The organism is Streptomyces scabiei 87.22 (assembly GCF_000091305.1).
In the GTDB taxonomy this organism is placed as follows: domain Bacteria; phylum Actinomycetota; class Actinomycetes; order Streptomycetales; family Streptomycetaceae; genus Streptomyces; species Streptomyces scabiei.
This window is the reverse complement of the sequence record NC_013929.1, coordinates 913,651-929,742: the sequence shown is the minus strand read 5'-3', so window position 1 is coordinate 929,742 and position 16,092 is coordinate 913,651. Positions and strand designations below refer to the sequence as shown.

General features: G+C 72.7%; 12 protein-coding genes. 9 read left to right on the top strand and 3 right to left on the bottom strand.

Annotated elements, in window-relative coordinates; translation table 11 throughout:
• The first annotated feature begins 15 nt into the window (after positions 1-15).
• The 3 genes from SCAB_RS03885 (at position 16) to SCAB_RS03875 (ending at position 4,672) form a co-directional block, all read left to right on the top strand.
• A complete protein-coding gene (locus SCAB_RS03885; protein ID WP_012998744.1) occupies positions 16-1,311 on the top strand; it encodes a sensor histidine kinase in 1,296 nt (431 codons plus the stop codon).
• 71 nt (positions 1,312-1,382) lie between these two features.
• Positions 1,383-2,180: a peptidoglycan-binding domain-containing protein gene (locus tag SCAB_RS03880; RefSeq protein ID WP_012998743.1), complete on the top strand. Its 798-nt coding sequence runs from the start codon at positions 1,383-1,385 to the stop codon at positions 2,178-2,180.
• Positions 2,181-2,281: 101 nt separating this feature from the next.
• Positions 2,282-4,672, top strand: a complete 2,391-nt coding sequence (locus SCAB_RS03875; RefSeq protein ID WP_012998742.1) for an ATP-binding SpoIIE family protein phosphatase — start codon at positions 2,282-2,284, stop codon at positions 4,670-4,672.
• 54 nt (positions 4,673-4,726) lie between these two features.
• On the opposite strand, the gene SCAB_RS03870 is transcribed toward SCAB_RS03875, so the two are convergent.
• Together SCAB_RS03870 and SCAB_RS03865 are read right to left on the bottom strand one after the other, a co-directional pair.
• The gene (locus SCAB_RS03870) at positions 4,727-6,631 is read right to left on the bottom strand and encodes a phosphatase PAP2 family protein (protein ID WP_012998741.1); all 1,905 of its coding nucleotides are present in this window, start codon (positions 6,629-6,631) and stop codon (positions 4,727-4,729) included.
• A gap of 96 nt (positions 6,632-6,727) precedes the next feature.
• Positions 6,728-7,642 carry a BadF/BadG/BcrA/BcrD ATPase family protein gene (locus tag SCAB_RS03865; RefSeq protein WP_012998740.1) on the bottom strand — a complete coding sequence of 305 codons (915 nt, stop codon included), beginning with the start codon at positions 7,640-7,642 and terminating at the stop codon, positions 6,728-6,730.
• Between the two features lie 244 nt (positions 7,643-7,886).
• Here SCAB_RS03865 and SCAB_RS03860 point away from each other — a divergent pair, with 244 nt between their 5' ends.
• From SCAB_RS03860 to SCAB_RS03840, 5 genes are all read left to right on the top strand, one after another.
• Entirely contained in the window at positions 7,887-9,008 is a 1,122-nt protein-coding gene (locus SCAB_RS03860) for an ROK family protein (RefSeq protein WP_012998739.1), read from the top strand.
• 284 nt (positions 9,009-9,292) lie between these two features.
• Entirely contained in the window at positions 9,293-10,615 is a 1,323-nt protein-coding gene (locus SCAB_RS03855; RefSeq protein ID WP_012998738.1) for an extracellular solute-binding protein, read from the top strand.
• A gap of 146 nt (positions 10,616-10,761) precedes the next feature.
• Positions 10,762-11,673 (top strand): carbohydrate ABC transporter permease, encoded by a 912-nt coding sequence (locus SCAB_RS03850; RefSeq protein ID WP_037726712.1) that lies wholly within the window; start codon positions 10,762-10,764, stop codon positions 11,671-11,673.
• The gene (locus SCAB_RS03845; RefSeq protein WP_012998736.1) at positions 11,670-12,572 is read left to right on the top strand and encodes a carbohydrate ABC transporter permease; all 903 of its coding nucleotides are present in this window, start codon (positions 11,670-11,672) and stop codon (positions 12,570-12,572) included. Before SCAB_RS03850 ends, SCAB_RS03845 begins: the two co-directional genes overlap by 4 nt.
• Positions 12,573-12,574: 2 nt before the next feature.
• The gene (locus SCAB_RS03840; RefSeq protein WP_012998735.1) at positions 12,575-14,323 is read left to right on the top strand and encodes a hypothetical protein; all 1,749 of its coding nucleotides are present in this window, start codon (positions 12,575-12,577) and stop codon (positions 14,321-14,323) included.
• 51 nt (positions 14,324-14,374) lie between these two features.
• On the opposite strand, the gene SCAB_RS03835 is transcribed toward SCAB_RS03840, so the two are convergent.
• The gene (locus SCAB_RS03835; RefSeq protein WP_012998734.1) at positions 14,375-15,031 is read right to left on the bottom strand and encodes a nucleoside/nucleotide kinase family protein; all 657 of its coding nucleotides are present in this window, start codon (positions 15,029-15,031) and stop codon (positions 14,375-14,377) included.
• Positions 15,032-15,123: 92 nt separating this feature from the next.
• Here SCAB_RS03835 and SCAB_RS03830 point away from each other — a divergent pair, with 92 nt between their 5' ends.
• The gene (locus SCAB_RS03830) at positions 15,124-16,002 is read left to right on the top strand and encodes an ANTAR domain-containing protein (protein ID WP_012998733.1); all 879 of its coding nucleotides are present in this window, start codon (positions 15,124-15,126) and stop codon (positions 16,000-16,002) included.
• The last annotated feature ends 90 nt before the right edge of the window (positions 16,003-16,092 follow it).

Below are 16,092 nucleotides of genomic sequence, written 5' to 3'. Positions count from 1 at the left end.
CCTACTGTGAGCGGCGTGAACCTCGTGCTCGACAGCGACGAACCCGCGGAGGACGCCGGCCCCCGGGCGCGTCCCGCCCGGGCCGGCTGTGTCCGGGGCGGCGGCATCGTCGCCCTGTACCTGGCCTGCCTGTCCGACTTCCTCCTCCTGGCGACGGACGCCGACAGCGGCAGCCCGTGGCTGCACCTGTTCTCCCTGGCCGCCGGTCTCCTGGCACTGCTGTGGCCCGAGCGTCGCCGGCCGGCCTGGGTGACACCGCAGGTCCGCGCCGGTGTACCGGCCCTCGCCGCGCTGACCAATGTCGTGGTCCTCGTCCTGGCCCGGGACAGCGGCGGCTTCGGCGTGGGACAGGCGGCCCTGCTGGTGTGCGCCCTGGTCGTCGCCGTCCGCACCTGTACGCCCGGCTGGGCGCTGGCGTGCGGACTCCTCGACGGTCTCACCCTGGGCATGCTCACGCTGCCGTACTTCGTCCTCAGGCCCGACGACAGCGCCAATGTCGGCGCCGCCCTGCTCCTGTTCCTCCTGGGCGGCGTTGCCGCCGGCGTCGCCGCCTACCTGCGGACCCTGGACAACCGGCGCAACCGGATCGTCACCGAGACCCGCCGCGCGGAGCGCCTCGCCATGGCCGCCGACCTGCACGACTTCGTCGCCCACCACGTGACCGGCATCCTCGTGCAGAGCCAGGTCGCCCGGATGATGGCCGGCACCGAATCCCAGCGAAGCGAGACGGGGGTCCCCCCGGACGAAGTCTGGGGGAGGCTCGACCCCGTCCTCGCGGGCATCGAGCGGGCCGCGACCGAGGCGCTGGCCTCGATGCGCCGCACGGTCGGCGTCCTGCGCGACCACGGGGAGGAGACGACGACCGGCGACCGGCGGCCGGTCGGGGACCTGGCGGGCGTCGACGAACTGGTGCGCGGCTTCGACGGAGTCGGCGGGGTCGACGGGCACACCGCCCTGCTGCGCCACGACCCCTCCGTCCCCGCCGACCTGCCGCACGAGGTGCAGGCCGCCGCCTTCCGCGTGGTGCAGGAGGCCCTGACGAACGTGCGCCGGCACGCGGCCGACGCCACCGAGGTCACCGTCGACCTCCGCTACGCCCGGGGCGACCTGGAGGTCCTGGTCCGTGACGACGGACGCGGCGGCGCCCGGCTGCCGGAGGCCGCCCGGGGCGGCGGGTTCGGACTCGTCGGCCTCACCGAGCGGGTGACCGCGCTCGGCGGCCGTATCCAGGCCCGCCCGCGCGAGGACGGACCCGGCTGGGCGGTCCTCGCCGTGCTCCCGGCCGCCTCCCGGAGCCGCCCGCCGAGCTGAACCTCCCGGCCCGGCCGCCCGTATCTCCTCTCGGGGATGGCGGGAGACCGCGTGCACGGAAGGAGAACAGCGTGTCGAAACCGCCCGAGCCGGGCAGGACGACGAAGCGTCCCACGATCGAGCCGACCTATGTCATGCGCCGGCGCAGGACGGAGGCCCTGGCCGAGCTGCTGCGGGAGTTCGAGCAGTTCAAGGGGGAGGCCGCCCGGCAGGACGAGTACGAGACCGTCGCCGTACCGCCGAGTCCGGCACCGGAACCCGCGCCCGCCCCTCCGCCGCCCGCGCCCCCGGAGCAGCCCGCCCCCGAGCGGATCCTGCCCCGGCTGGAGTACGAGACCGAGGAACTGCCCCCGGTCATGGTCGGCGAGGACTTCGGCTCCGGCACGGTCCCGCCCCGCGCCGGGCGGCGGCAGGAGCGGCGGCGACGACGGTCGGCACCCGGCGGCGGACCGGGCCTGAAGCGCGCTGCGGTGGTCGTCGGCGTCGGCGCGGCGGCCCTCCTCGGCTTCGGCGCCGCGCTGCTGCTGCCCGGCGGCGACACGGAGAAGGAGGCACGCACCGTGACCCCCAGACCGACCCCCTCCGCCCCGGCGCCCGAGGTCTCGGCCCCCGAACGGAACGACGCCGTCGACCCGGACGGCGCCGGCACCCTCCGGGAGGGCGACAGCGGGCCCCAGGTGTCCGAACTCCAGCAGCGGCTGCTCCGCATCCCCGACGTGTACGCGGGCGGCTCCACCTCGGGCCGGTACGACGGCGTACTCAAGGACGCGGTGGCGCGCTTCCAGCTCTGGTACGGCATCCGGGGCGACGAAACGGGCGTCTACGGCAACGACACCCGCCAGGACCTGGAGTCCCGTACCGCCCTCTAGGGGGTGCGGCCCGGTGCGGCCCCGCGGCGGGGCCGCATCCCGGTACGTCACCGGCGAGGACCCGGGTTGTTGCCCCGCTCCGGACGGACCATCCTGGCCATATGGTGACGAAGGGGTCCGGTGCGTCGCGGGCTGCCAGGGCCGGCGAGGCGATGGCGGTCCTCGACGCGCGCGGCCTCGTCGCGGGGTGGAGCGAAGGGGCCCGGCGGCTCACCGGGTACGCCGTCGGTGACGTGACCGGGCGGCCGGCGGCGGACCTCGTCGACGGGGACGCGACGGCGGTGTGGCGGGCGCTGCTGACGGACGGCGACACGGTGGTGGACCTGGTCCACCGGGACGGGCGGCGCCGGAAGGTGGCGCTGCGGATCTGCCCGCTCGCGGGCGGGGCGGGCCGGGGGCGGCGGTTCGTCGTGCAGGCGACACCCGGTCCGGCCGAGCGCGGCCTCGGGGAGCTGGCCTTCACCCAGGCGTCGATGTCCATGTCCGTCTTCGACACGGGGCAGCGCTATCTGCGGATGAACGACTTCGCGTGCCGGGTGATGGGACAGCCCGAGGAGGAGTTCCGGCACCAGTACTTCCCCGACACCGTGGAGGACGCCGAGCACAGCCGGGGCTTCCTGCGCCACCTGGAGATCGTGGTGGAGACCGGGCAACCGGTCCGCTACGAGAGCTGGACCCGTTCGCCCTCCGGTCGGCGCATGCACGCCTGGACCTCCGAGATGTGGCCCGTGCGGGACGACTCCGGCCGGCTGATCGGCACCGCGCTCGCCGCGTTCGACAGCAGCGAGCAGTTCGCGGCCCGCCAGCGCCTCGCCCTGCTGAACGAGGCCGCCGGATCCATCGGCACCCGGCTCGACGTCGTCCGGACCGCCGGTGAACTGGCCGAGCTGGTCGTGCCCCGGCTCGCCGACTTCGCCAGCGTCGACCTCCTGGAGTCCGTGCTGCAGGGCGAGGAACCCGAGGCTATCCCGGAGGGCCGCGAGGTCAGACTGCGCCGTGCCGCCCACCACTCCCCGACACCGGGCGTCCCGGAGGCGGCGATCGGGCTCGGCTCCGCCGACGTCTACCCGCCCGCCTCGGCGCCCGCCCGTGCCCTGCTCACCGGCGAGCCCGTGCTCACCGGCACGGGCGACCACTCCCTCGACTCCTGGTTCGCCCGGCACGGTGCCCGTTCCGCCAGGCTCCGGGAGGCCGAGGAGCACGACCTGTCCCTGATGGCCGTCCCCCTGGTCGCCCGCGGCACCACGCTCGGCGTGGCCGTCTTCGTCCGCCTCCTGACCCCCGAGCACCCCGACGCCTTCGACCAGGACGACGTGTCCCTCGCGGAGGAACTCTGCAGCCGGGCGGCGGTCTGCGTGGACAACGCCCGCCGCTACACCAGGGAACGGACGACGGCGCTGGCCCTGCAGCGCAGCCTGCTGCCGAAGACGGTCGCCGGACAGGCGGCCGTCGAGTTCGCCTCCCGCTATCTGCCCGCGCTGTCCCAGGCCGGGGTGGGCGGCGACTGGTTCGACGTGATCCCGCTGTCCGGGACCCGGGTCGCGCTGGTCGTCGGGGACGTCGTCGGGCACGGCATCCACGCCTCCGTCACCATGGGCCGGCTGCGCACCGCCGTGTGGGCGCTCGCCGACGTCGACCTGCCGCCCGACGAGCTGCTCACCCACCTGGACGACCTCGTGGAGCACCTGGCGGCCGGCGACGACACGGGCGACGGGGAGATCGGCGCGACCTGCCTCTACGCGGTGTACGACCCGGTGGACCGCAGCTGCTCCATCGCCTCGGCCGGACATGTGCCGCCCGTGGTCGTGCGGCCCGACGGCGGGGTGGAGGTCGTCGAGGTGGTGGCGGGACCGATGCTCGGCGTCGGCGGGCTGCCGTTCGAGGCGACGGACCTGGCATTGCCCGAGGGGTCCGTCCTCGCCCTCTACACCGACGGTCTGGTCGAGGCCCGCGACCGGGACGTCGACACGGGCACCCGCGCCCTGTGCGCCGCGCTGGAAGGGCCGTTGGACAGCCTGGAGAGGACCTGCGACACCGTGCTGAAGGCGCTGCTGCCCGACACCCCGGCCGACGACGTGGCCCTGCTGCTGGCCCGCACCCGCGCGCTCGACGCGGAACAGGTCGCCGTGTGGAACCTGACCGACGACCCGGCGCTGGTCGCCAACGCGCGCAAACTGGCCACCGACCAGCTCACCCGCTGGGGTCTGGAGGAGGCTGCCTTCGTCACCGAACTCGTGGTCAGCGAACTGGTCACCAACGCCATCCGCTACGGCGGCGCCCCCATCCAGCTGCGCCTGATCCGCGACCGCACCCTCATCTGCGAGGTGTCCGACGCCAGCAGCACCTCGCCGCATCTGCGCCGGGCCCGCAGCTTCGACGAGGGCGGCCGCGGCCTGCTCCTGGTCGCCCAGCTCACCGACCGCTGGGGCAGCCGCCCGAGCGGCGCGGGCAAGACCATCTGGGCCGAGCAGGCCCTGCCGCCGAGCCTGTGAAGGGCTGTCGGGGGCGGCGCGCGCCGCCCTCGACAGCCCTTCCGGTGCGGTGGGTTACTTCTTGCGGAGGTGGACCGACACCCCGTGCGCGGTGAAGACCTGCTCGGCCGTCCAGCCCTCCACGGCCACGGTGACCTCGGCGAACCGGCCCTGCACGGACCGCGCCCCGAGGACCGCCACCGTGTCGCCGGACCGCGGCGGCCGCGCGGCGTCGAAGCGGACCACCAGCTTGCCGCCGTGCTCCAGGACCGCGCGCCGGTCCACGTCCAGGGCCGGGGCGGCGCCGCGGCCGAGCGTCACGTCGAGGACACCGGCCTGCGTGTAGTCGCCGCGCACGCGCACGGTGTGCCCGCCCGTGGCCAGCGTGCCACCCTTCACCCGGACGTCACCGCGGCCGAGGGCCTCGTCGGAGCCCGCCGCGAGCACACCGGCCTCCACGACGGTGCCGCCCTTGTAGCGGTTGGCGCCGGCCAGCGTCAGCGTGCCGCTGCCCCGCTTGACGAGACCGCCCACGCCGTCGATGTCGTTGCGCCAGGCGTCGGCCGCGCCGAAACCGCCGAGCGCGGCGTCCAGTGTGACGGTGACGTCCGTGTCGAAGGCGCCGTAGCCGTCCGCCGCCGCGAACAGGTTGAGCCGGCCCCACTGCTCCCAGCCGTCCAGCAGGACGTACCCGGAGGGCAGCGCGGTCGTGCGCAGCACCTCGCGCCGCTGCGCCGCGTCGAGGTACGGCAGACGCGTCTCCAGCAGGACCTCCGCGCCCTTCGGCACGGTCATGCCCTCGGACGCGCCGCGCCGCCGCAGGACGTACGTCAGCTTCGGCTCGACCAGGCGGGCGTTGGCCAGGCGGTCGGCGTACGGGTCGCCGGCGTCGGAGTGCGCGTAGGCGAACAGCGTGTCGGCGGTGGTGCCGGTCTTCGCCTGGAAGTACTCGGCGGCCTGCTTGCGCGCGGCGGCCTTGAGCGCGGTGTTCTCCGGCTTGTGCAGCACGGCGGCGGCCAGGGCGGTGGCCATGATGCGGCCGCCCATCACGTCGACCGTGGAGTGCATGCCGGACATGATCCGGGTGTGGGTCAGCTCGAAGGCGCGGGTGATGATCTCCTGGAAGCGCTCGGGGACCGCGTACGCGTACGCCAGGGCCGCCAGGTGGAAGGCGTTGGTGTGGCCGCTGGGGAAGCCCCCGTCCTCGGCCGGGACGTCGCTGCGCTGGCGCAGGAGCTGCTTCACGACGACGACGTCGGACTCGTAGACGGGGTAGCCCAGCGTGTCCTTCTCACCGGTGTCGACGACCTGGCTGTCCTCGTTCATCCGCCAGGGCCGCGGGTACTGGAAGCTGAACTTGGCCGGGTTGCTGGAGGTGAAGTCGCCGCGCACGGTGTCGACGAGCTTGGCCACCAGGCCGAGTTCCGAGTCGTACGAGCCCGCGCCCAGCGTGGAGCCGGCGGGCGCGCCGGCGGGGACGGCGTCGTTGATCTTGGTCGCGGGGATGCCCTCGGGGGCGGCGGTGATCGAGGTGACCGCCTTGGCACCCGTGCGGTACAGGTCGGCCAGCGGGCCGAGGCCGCCGATCATGGCGTAGCTCTGGTGCTGCCGGTCGTAGACGAACGCCTCACGGGCCTGCGCCTCCGTGCGGCGGCCGGTCAGCCGCGCGCAGTAGCGCATGTTGTCGCGCAGGATCTCCGGCATCAGCGGGGTGCCGGTGTTCCAGGCGCCGCCCGTCTTCCAGATCACGGCGAAGCCGCCGAGCGCGCGGATGACGGCGTTGGTCCCGGCGGTCTGGTTCGCCGTGGTGTTGGTGCTGTAGTCGTCGACGAAGGCCGCGAACGCGGTGGCGGCCTTGGCCTCGGGAGCCTGCCACAGGCTCGCGACGGTCGGAGCGGCTATCAGGCCGGCCGTGACGCCGAGTGAGTTCCGGAGGAAGACACGGCGGTCGAGAGTGTGGTGCCCGGCGGATGACGGCATGGAGCGCCGCTCCTTTCGCGAGGTGGTGATCGGGTGCGGGCTGAGCGTGGGGTGGACGCATGTCCGGTCGGTGTCCGGTCGACGACCGGACGGTGATCAGCGGGTGACCGGTCGGAGGAGAGTACGTGAGAGTGCCAACGCCCCTTCGACCGGAGGCACTTGGAGCACATGCGGTCGCGCGGACGGTACAGCGTCGAGGAGTGCTTCGGCGAATGCGGAGTACAGGGCGGGCCGGGAGAGGATCGTCCCGCCGGCCACCACCACGTCGTCGACGGGCACCCGGCGGGACGCGAGACGGGCCACGAGCGAGGCGAGCGCGCGGCCCCCTTCGGCGATGACCCGGCGGGCGAGGACGGAACCCTCCTCGGCGGCCTCGAACACCTGCGGGGCGTGCCGGCCCCAGTCGGCGGACATCGCCGTGGCGGCCTCCAGGGCCCCGCCGAGAGCCGGCACCTCGCTCACCCCGAAGGCGGCGGTCAGCCGGCCGGCGAGCGCGTCGGGTGTCTCGCCCCGGTCGTGCGCGGCCCATACGGCGCGACACGCCTCCCGGACCAGACCGGCGGCGCCGCCCTCGTCGCCGAGGACCGCGCCCCAGCCGCCGACCTGCACGGACGTACCGTCCGCGGTGCGGCCGACGGCCACCGAACCGGTGCCCGCGACCAGCCCCACCCCCTGGTCGAAACCGGCGGCGGGAGCCAGCAGCTCGGCGTCACCGACCACCAGACACGGCACCTGAAGCCGTTCCTGGAGGGCGAGACGTATCCCCTCGCACTGCCGGGGCGTCTCGCAGGCATGGGCGCCGACGGCCACGGCGGACACGGGGGTGTGCGCGGGCAGCACCTCCTCGACCAGCGTGGCCAGCCATGCGGTCGCGGCCGCCGGGTCGTGCGGCCGCCAGCCACGGCTGGCACGGAGGTGGTCGGCGACGGACACCGTCCCCGCGACCGCGCGGAGATGGGTCTTGGTGCCGCCCACGTCGATACCGACCGCGACGGGCCTTGAGTCCGGCACGTGAGGCCTCTTTCGTCGTTGCGTTGCGATGGGCGCAGCGACGGCTGGGCGAAACCGTGCCAGGACACACAGGGTCTGTGGGGGGTGCTAGGGAAGCCCCGGGACGGGCCTCGGCGGATGCGGCAGACGAGTACCGCTTGACTTCGTTAGGAAATTAACTAACGAATTAGAGTGCGTCAAGGGTCAGGACGCCGGATACCGCACGACCGTGCGGTCTGATGACCGCGGCACGACTGGGGAGACCATGCAACTGAGCGAGAGCGCCCGCGCCGTCTTCGCCGTACTGGCCGCGTCGAGCACCGCCACCCGCCCCCAGCTAGCCGCCGGGGCACGCCTGTCCAAGCCGACCGTCTCCACCGCCGTGGCCGAGCTGGAGGCCGCCGGTCTCGCCGCGCACTCCGGCACGCTCTCCGGTGGAACGGGCAGGTCGGCGGCCGTGTACGACCTGGGCCGGGCCGCCGGCGCGGTCCTCGCCGTCGACCTCGGGCCGAGCGTCACCCGGGTGCGGGTCTGCGCCCTGGACGGCACCCTCCTCGCGGAGGGCACCGGACCGCGGGCGGACACCGTCGACGTGGTCGGGGACGCCCTGAGCGGCCTGGCGCCCGGCGCGCCGCTGCGCGCCATCGTCGTCGCCGTCGGCGACGTCACCGTCCAGAGCCGCGAGGGCACGGCCGTACGGCCCGCCACCGCCAAGGCGGGCCCCATCTTCGACGCCCTGACGGTGGCCCTCCCGCCCGGGGTGCCCGTGCACGTCGAGAACAACGTGAACTGCGCCGCCCTCGCCGAACTGCACGAGGGCGCCGCCCGGGGCCGGGACACCTTCGGCTACCTGCGGATCGGCGTCGGCATCGGTCTCGGTGTCGTCATCGGCGGCCACGTGCTGCGCGGCGCGAACGGGGCAGCCGGTGAGGTGGCCCGGCTGCCGTACCCGTGGGACGCGGACCGGGAACCCCGCCACGAGGGCCTGGAGGCCCACATAGGAGCGGGTTCCCTGCTGCGCCGCGCGGCGGACGCCTGGCGGGGCGTGGACGGCGTGTGCCCCGACACCGTCGCCGGGCTGTTCGCGCTGGCCGACACCGGACACGCCACCGCGTGCGCCGTCGTCGGCCGGCACGCGGCCGACGTGGGCAGACTCGCCGCCGCGGCCACCGCGGTCCTGGACCCCGGCCTGATCGTGCTGGGCGGCGCCGTCGGCTCCGAGCCCCGGCTGCTGCCCGGCGTACGGGCCGAACTGGCGCGGCTGAGCTGGCCCACCGAGGTCGTGAGCAGCGCGCTCGGTGACAGTGGCACCGTGGTGGGGGCCAGTCGGCTGGCCGTGGCCCGGGGAATCCAAACCGTGACCGGAGGTGCGGCGGTGAAGCATTGACGGACTCCACCGCCATCTGCCAATGTCCGGACAAGCGCTTTCTAAGTCGGCCGGGACGCCGACTTGGGGTGAGCCTCCCGCCTGTACTCGATGTCTCGAAGTACGGCAACCGCACGAGGGCGTGCCCGTGCGGTGACGGCCGGTACGGCCGGGGATTCCGCCCCGTGAGGACGACGCGGCCGGGCGAGGCCGTGGCCCCCGGAAAGCAGCCTTCCTGCACAATGCACCCGTGCCGCCTCGGTCGGCGCCGTGCTCCGTCCCCTACCGAAAAAAAGGGATCGAAGATGACCACTGTGGGTGTGCGGCGCTCAAGCCGACTCGGCCGCGGCGGTATGCGCCGCCTGGTTCCCCTCGCTGCCGGTGTCTCGGCCGCGACCCTGCTGCTCTCCGCCTGCGGAGGCGGCTCCGACTCGGGCGGCACCTCCAAGTCGCTGACGTTCTGGATCTCCACCGTTCCGGGCCAGGACGCGGGCTGGAAGAAGGTGGTGGCGCAGTACAAGAAGGAGAAGGGCGTCAAGGTCAAGCTCGTCAACATCCCCTACGACGGCTACACGACCAAGCTGCACAACGCCGCGCAGGCCAACTCCCTGCCCGACGTGGCCGCCGTGCCGGCGCTGGACCCGATCTGGTCGAACAAGCTGATCGACCTCAAGTCCATCGCCGACAAGAAGAGCAACAACATCAACCAGAACTTCCTGGCGAAGGACTCGTCCGGGAAGGTGCTGGCCATTCCCTCGGACGTCACCGCGTCCGGCATGTTCATCAACAAGTCGCTCTTCGAGAAGGCCGGCGTCGACTTCCCGACCTCGCCCGACAAGACCTGGACCTGGACCGACTTCATCAAGGCGGCGAACAAGGTCCGCGAGAAGACCAAGGCCAAGTACTCCCTGACCTTCGACCAGTCGCCGTCCCGGCTGCGCGCCATGGTCTACGAGATGGGCGGCAAGTACGTCCACGCGGACGACTCCGGCAAGTTCTCGGTGGACGACGCGACCAAGAAGGCCGTGAACACCTTCGTCGGGTGGAACGACGACAAGACCATGCCGAAGTCGGTGTGGACCAGCGGCGCAGACCCGTCCGCGATGTTCCAGAGCGGTGACGTCGTCGCCTACTGGTCCGGCGTGTGGCAGGTGCCCGCCTTCGCGGAGAGCATCAAGAAGTTCGAGTGGGCGAGCGTCCCGACCCCGGCCCAGCCGGTGCAGGCCAGTGACGTGAACGCCGGTGGCAACATCGTCGGCTTCAACAACAACGCCGACGCGGCCGGCGCCGCGAAGGGCTTCCTGTCCTGGCTGTACGAGCCCGACAACTACCGGACGCTGTGCGAGGCCTCCGGATTCCTGCCGGTCGAGAGCGGCCTGAACCCGACGTACCCGTTCAAGTCCGAGGCGGCGCAGGCGGCGTACAAGCTCTACAACGAGTCGATCCCGCTGTACGACCCGATCTCCGGCTACTTCAACGGTGCGCAGACCAACTGGGTGCTGAAGGGCAAGAGCCTCACCGAGGACCCGACCAAGACGGAACTCGGCAAGGCGATCAACGGCCAGCAGTCGGCCGACAAGGCCCTGGAGGCCATCGTGGCCGGCTACAACCAGCAGGTCGGCGGCTGAGCGTAGGCGAAAGGGTCCGGGCGGCGGGGTCCAGACGCCGCCGCCCGGACCGGGCGCCCGCGCAAGTCCGGGCTCATGGTGTGAGCCCGCGGGGCTCGCGCCGGTGAGCCCGCAGCAATCCATTCCACCAGCACGGAGTCAGGAAGATGACAAAACGCGCCTCGGCCGTGTCCGCGAGCCCGGCCAGGAGACGGAGCAAGTACACCCTCGCACCGCTCGTCCTCATCGCGGCCAATGTCGTGCTCTTCTCGCTGTTCTTCGTCTGGCCGGCGGTGATCGGGCTCATCTACAGCTTCACGAACTACACGGGAGTGGGGGCGTTCCAGTTCATCGGACTGGACAACTACCACAACCTGTTCGGTGACTCCACCTTCTACGCCGCGCTGACCCGGACCCTGCTGTACGCCGTGCTCTTCGTACCGCTGAACTTCGCGGTCTCGCTGCTCACCGCCAACCTGCTGGTGAGCAAGCACGCCAAGGGCGGGTCGGTCGCCCGCGTCATCTTCTTCATCCCCTGGCTCCTGTCGCCCATCGTCGTCGGTGTCCTGTGGCGCTGGCTGTTCGGCGAGAACTTCGGACTGGTCAACTACATCATCGAGCAGCTCGGCGGCAGCGCCGTTCCGTGGCAGTCCAACGCGGACCTGTCGCTGATCGTGGTCGTGATGGCCGCGTCCTGGGCCTGGACCGGCTTCTCGATGCTGCTGTTCATCGCGGCGATCAAGAACGTACCGGTGTCCTACTACGAGGCCGCCTCGCTCGACGGCGCCGGCCCGTGGCGCCAGTTCTTCAGCATCACCCTGCCGAGCATCGCGCCCACCTCGTTCATCGTCATCCTGCTCAACACGATCAACGCGATGAAGGAATACCCGGTGTTCGTCGCCCTCAACAACGGCGGACCCGGCACGTCGAACAACCTGCTCGTGCAGTACATCTACGAGACCGGCTTCAAACGGGGCCAGATCGGCTACGCGAGCGCCGCGTCGTTCGTGCTCATGCTCATCCTGATGGCCGTCGCGATCATCCAGCTGATCGTCAACCGGCGGGTGGAGAACCGATGACAACCACAGACATCCCCCGCCCGGTCGACACCGGGTCCGCACGGACCGTCTCCAAGAAGCGGCCCCGCGGCACCGCCACCGGCAGCCTCCGGCAGGCCGTGTCCGCGACGACCCTGCTGTGGATCCTGGCGTGCCTCTACGGGCTGCCGGTGCTGTGGTTCATCCTCAGCTCCTTCAAGCCGGCCAGCGACCTGTTCTCCTATCCGCTGACCCTGGTCCCGCACAACCCCACCCTGTCGGGCTTCGAGGCGGCGTGGGACAGCGCCAACTTCTCCCAGTACTTCATCAACACGGCCATCGTGTGCGTGATCACGACGATCCTCACGGTGGGCGTCAGCTGCTGCACGGGCTACGCGCTGGCCAAGTACGACAACCGCTGGCTCAAGGCCTTCTTCCTGTGCATCCTGGCCACCACGATGCTGCCGGGCGAGGTCATGCTCGCCCCCTCGTTCCTGGTGGTCCGTGACCTGGGCCTGTACAACTCGTTCGCCGGCATCATCCTGCCGGCGGTGCTCACCGCGACCGGATGCTTCATGTTCCGCCAGTTCTTCCTGACGGTTCCGGACGAGCTCGTGGAAGCCGCCCGCATCGACGGCGCGCGTGAACTGTCGATCTTCCTGCGGATCATGGTGCCGATCTCCCGGCCCATCATGCTCACCCTCGCCATCCTGTCCTTCCAGTGGCGCTGGAACGACTACATCTGGCCGCTGCTGATGCTCAACGACCCCAACAAGTTCACCGTGCAGATCGGCATCCAGAGCATCGTCGGCGCGCAGAACATCAACTGGTCGGTCCTGCTCGGCGCGTCGGTCATCTCCATGATCCCGCTGATCCTGGTCTTCCTGGTCTTCCAGCGCTACGTCATGGGCGCCGACATCAACGCCGGACTGAAGGACTGATCGTGCCCACCCCGCTCGACCCCGAGTTCGTCCGGTCGGCGGCCCGCGCCGCCGACCGGACGGCCGCCCCGCTCGCGGCCCGCCCCGACGAGGAACCCACCGCGGTGCCGCACCGCGAGCTGGCGCGGCGGGTGAAGACCCTGCTCGCGGCCCACCGGTCCCCGGACTCGGCCCTGCACGGCAGCGGGCAGGCCGTCACCGCCGCGATGACCCACCTGCGGGCCCTGCGGGCCACGCAGACCACCACCGGCCTCTTCGCCGGCGGCGACAACGTGCAGTCCCCGCCGGACTCCGCATTCACCGTCAACGACGTGTGCGACGCGCACGTCCTCGCCGCGGGCGGGGGGCCGGAACTGCGCGAGGCCGCGGCGGCCCTCGCCGAGATCGCCGGAGCCGCCCTCGACAGTCTCCTGACGGGCGGGGTGCACACCCCGAACCACCGCTGGGAGCTGTGCGCGGCGCTGGCCCGCCTGCACCGGTCCTTCCCCGACGACCGGCTGCTCGACCGCGTCGAGGAGTGGCTCACCGAGGGCGTCGACATCGACAGCGACGGCCTGTACTCGGAGCGGAGCGCCAACTACGCGGCCCACGTGTCCAACCCGTCCCTGCTGCTCCTCGCCGATGTGCTCGGCCGCGCCGACCTGCTCGACGCCGTCGAACACAATCTCGCCACCACTCTGGACCTCATCAGGCCGGACGGCACCGTCGAGACCGTTCTCTCCCGGCGGCAGGACCAGTACGCCCCGTTCCCGCTGGCGCCCTACCTGCCGCACTACCGGCTGCTCGCGATCCGCACCGGCCGGGGAGACTTCGCCCGGGCGGCACGGCTGGCGGCCGCCGACGGCATCGACGACCCCGACCTGCTCGCCCAGACCCTCCTCACCCCCGAACTGGGCCGCGCCCTGCCGGCCCCGGCCGCGGAGACACTTCCGCGCGCGCGGTACCTCCCCACCGCCCGGCTGGCCGCACGCGCCTCGGCCATCGCGCACACGGTGGTGTACGGCGGCTCAGATGTGCCCGCGCAGCGGCGCATCCGCTCGGGACTCGCCTGCAACCCCACCTTCCTGCGCCTGTTCGCCGGCGACGCCGTCCTCGACGCGGTCCGTCTCGCCCGAGGCTTCTTCGATCTGGGGCCGTTCCGTGCCGCGGAGACGCAGCAGCTCGCCGAGAACCGGTACCGGCTCACCGAAACCCTCACCGCCGCCTACTACCAGCCGCTCCCGAAGGACCGGCGGCGGGACGACGGCGACTACCGGCTGGTGGACGAGGGCCGTTTCTCGGCCGCGATGGCCTTCCCGGACCGCCCCCGGGACGAGGTCTCCCACACGACCCGCGTCGAGGCCGAACTGCGGGAGGACGGCGCCGACCTGCGGATCGACATCAGCGGCCCCCGGGTGCCCTGGGCCCTCGAACTGACCTTCCGGCCGGGCGGCACGCCGGAGGGCGCCGTACCGATCGGCGACGGCCGCTGGTGCCTGACGGCCGGGCCGATGACCTACCGGGCCGGTGACGACGAGATCCGCGTCGAGGTCGCCGTCGAGGCGGGCGAGCCGCTGGCCGGGCCGGACCGGGGCGAGGTGCTGCGCTACGACCCGGGCCAGGACCACACCGTCGTGGGCGGCACCGACGCCACCACCGGAAACCGTGTCTACCTGGGCGGCATGGGCCCGCACACCCTCACCCTCGCCCTGCGCGCCCACCGGCCCGCCCCCCCTCGCGTGACCGGGACGGACCCCACCTCACCCGCCTGATCGCGGGCCCCCGCACCGGCAGCCCGGCGTTCCTGACGACGCCGGGCTGTCTCATGTCCGGATGCGCTCCGGCATCGCCGACGCCGGCACCACCAGGTCGGCGTGGCATCTGCTCGCCGCCACCGCCTCCGCGTTGCGCCGATCCGGGCCGGCGACCCACGCGACCGCCTCCTCGTGCCCCTTGCCGAACTCCTCGTGCCGGGCCACCAGCCGCCGCACCCGTTCGCCCTCGTCGAGGTCGCAGAACCAGACCTCGTCGAGCCGGGACCGCACACGGGGCCAGACACCCGCCTCCAGCAGGAGGTAGTTCCCCTCGGTGACGACCAGCCGGGCGGACGGCGGCACGGGGATCGAACCCGCGACGGGCTGCTCCAGGGTCCGCTCGAACCCCGGCGCATACACGACGTCGTCCTCGTCCCGGCGCAGCCGCTCCAGCAGGGCCGCGTAGCCCGCCGCGTCGAACGTGTCCGGCGCGCCCTTGCGGTCCCGACGGCCGAGGCGGTCGAGTTCCACGTCCGCCAGATGGAAGCCGTCCATGGGCACATGGGCGACCCGGGGCTCACCGTCGCCGTTGAGCGCCCGGGTGAGCCGCTCGGCGAGGGTCGTCTTCCCCGCGCCGGGGCCGCCGGCGATACCGAGCAGGGTCCGGCGGCCGGGGCGGGCCAGCGAGGCGGCCCGGTGCAGGAGGTCGTCGAAGGTCAGGGGCATGCGGTCGACGGTAGCCCGCGTCCGGCGTACCCGGACAGGGACCGGGCAGACGAGCACCGCTGCCACGGAACGAGAACAGCGGAAGGTGCGCGATGGGAGCGGGACCCAGGCCGGAGGCCCACGGCGAGGACGAGGCGACCCGGGAGGAACTGGCGCGGCTGCGCGCCGAGGTACGCGGTCTGCGCACCCGGACGGAGGGCCGCACCCTGATCGCCCAGGCCCAGGGCATGCTGCGGGAGCGCTACGCCCTGCCGGACGCCGAGACCGCGTTCGCGCTGCTCCAGCGTGCCTCGCAGCAGCACAACGTCAAGCTGCGCACCCTGGCCGGCGCGGCACTGGGCGCGCCCCGGCCGCACAGCCGCACCGGGCTGTGGTTCCCCCGCCGGATCCGGCGGGCGGAGCCGGCCCTCGGCATCGGGGCGGCACGCGAACCCCGCTCCGGCCGGGGCAACCGCAGCGAGGTGCTGGCCGCCGTCCTCGACCGGACCCTCGCCGTCGTCGGCACCGACATGGGCAACGTCCAGATCGCCGACCGGACCGAGGGCGGACTGCGCATCGAACGGCACACGGGACTCACGGCCGACTTCGTCGACTTCTTCGCGTACGTCGGCGACGACGGCACCGCCTGCGCCAAGGCCGCGCGGGAAGCGTCCCAGGTCACGGTCCGGGACGTGGCGACGGACCCGGTGTTCACCGAGGAGGCCCGCGAGGCGATCCTGCGCGCGGGCAGCCGCGCCTGCCACAGCGTGCCGCTCACCACCGCCTCCGGGCTGGTCGTCGGCATGGTCTCGGCGCACTGCGAACGCCCCCTGCGGGACCTGAACCGCGCCCAGACCAAGGAGCTGACCGCCGTGGGCGCCCAGGCAGGCGAATGGCTGGCCTGGTACGACCGGACCGTCGTCCTCGACGCCCTGGAACACCTGCACACCCTCGGCCGCGCCCACGGCGGCGGCGGCGTCAGCAGACGGTGAGCGGTTTCTCGCCCGACCTCCTCACTGACTCCGGCCGCGCGGGGAACCCCGACCCCATGAACGAGACGACCGAACCGACCGCACTGGGCC

Excerpts from the sequence above, each read along its gene's own strand:
- SCAB_RS03845 (WP_012998736.1), top strand. The coding sequence starts at position 11,670 with ATGACAACCACAGACATCCCCCGCCCGGTCGACACCGGGTCCGCACGG.
- SCAB_RS03855 (WP_012998738.1), top strand. The coding sequence starts at position 9,293 with ATGACCACTGTGGGTGTGCGGCGCTCAAGCCGACTCGGCCGCGGCGGT.
- SCAB_RS03835 (WP_012998734.1), bottom strand. The coding sequence starts at position 15,031 with ATGCCCCTGACCTTCGACGACCTCCTGCACCGGGCCGCCTCGCTGGCC.
- SCAB_RS03850 (WP_037726712.1), top strand. The coding sequence starts at position 10,762 with ATGACAAAACGCGCCTCGGCCGTGTCCGCGAGCCCGGCCAGGAGACGG.
- SCAB_RS03830 (WP_012998733.1), top strand. The coding sequence starts at position 15,124 with ATGGGAGCGGGACCCAGGCCGGAGGCCCACGGCGAGGACGAGGCGACC.
- SCAB_RS03870 (WP_012998741.1), bottom strand. The coding sequence starts at position 6,631 with ATGCCGTCATCCGCCGGGCACCACACTCTCGACCGCCGTGTCTTCCTC.
- SCAB_RS03875 (WP_012998742.1), top strand. The coding sequence starts at position 2,282 with ATGGTGACGAAGGGGTCCGGTGCGTCGCGGGCTGCCAGGGCCGGCGAG.
- SCAB_RS03860 (WP_012998739.1), top strand. The coding sequence starts at position 7,887 with ATGCAACTGAGCGAGAGCGCCCGCGCCGTCTTCGCCGTACTGGCCGCG.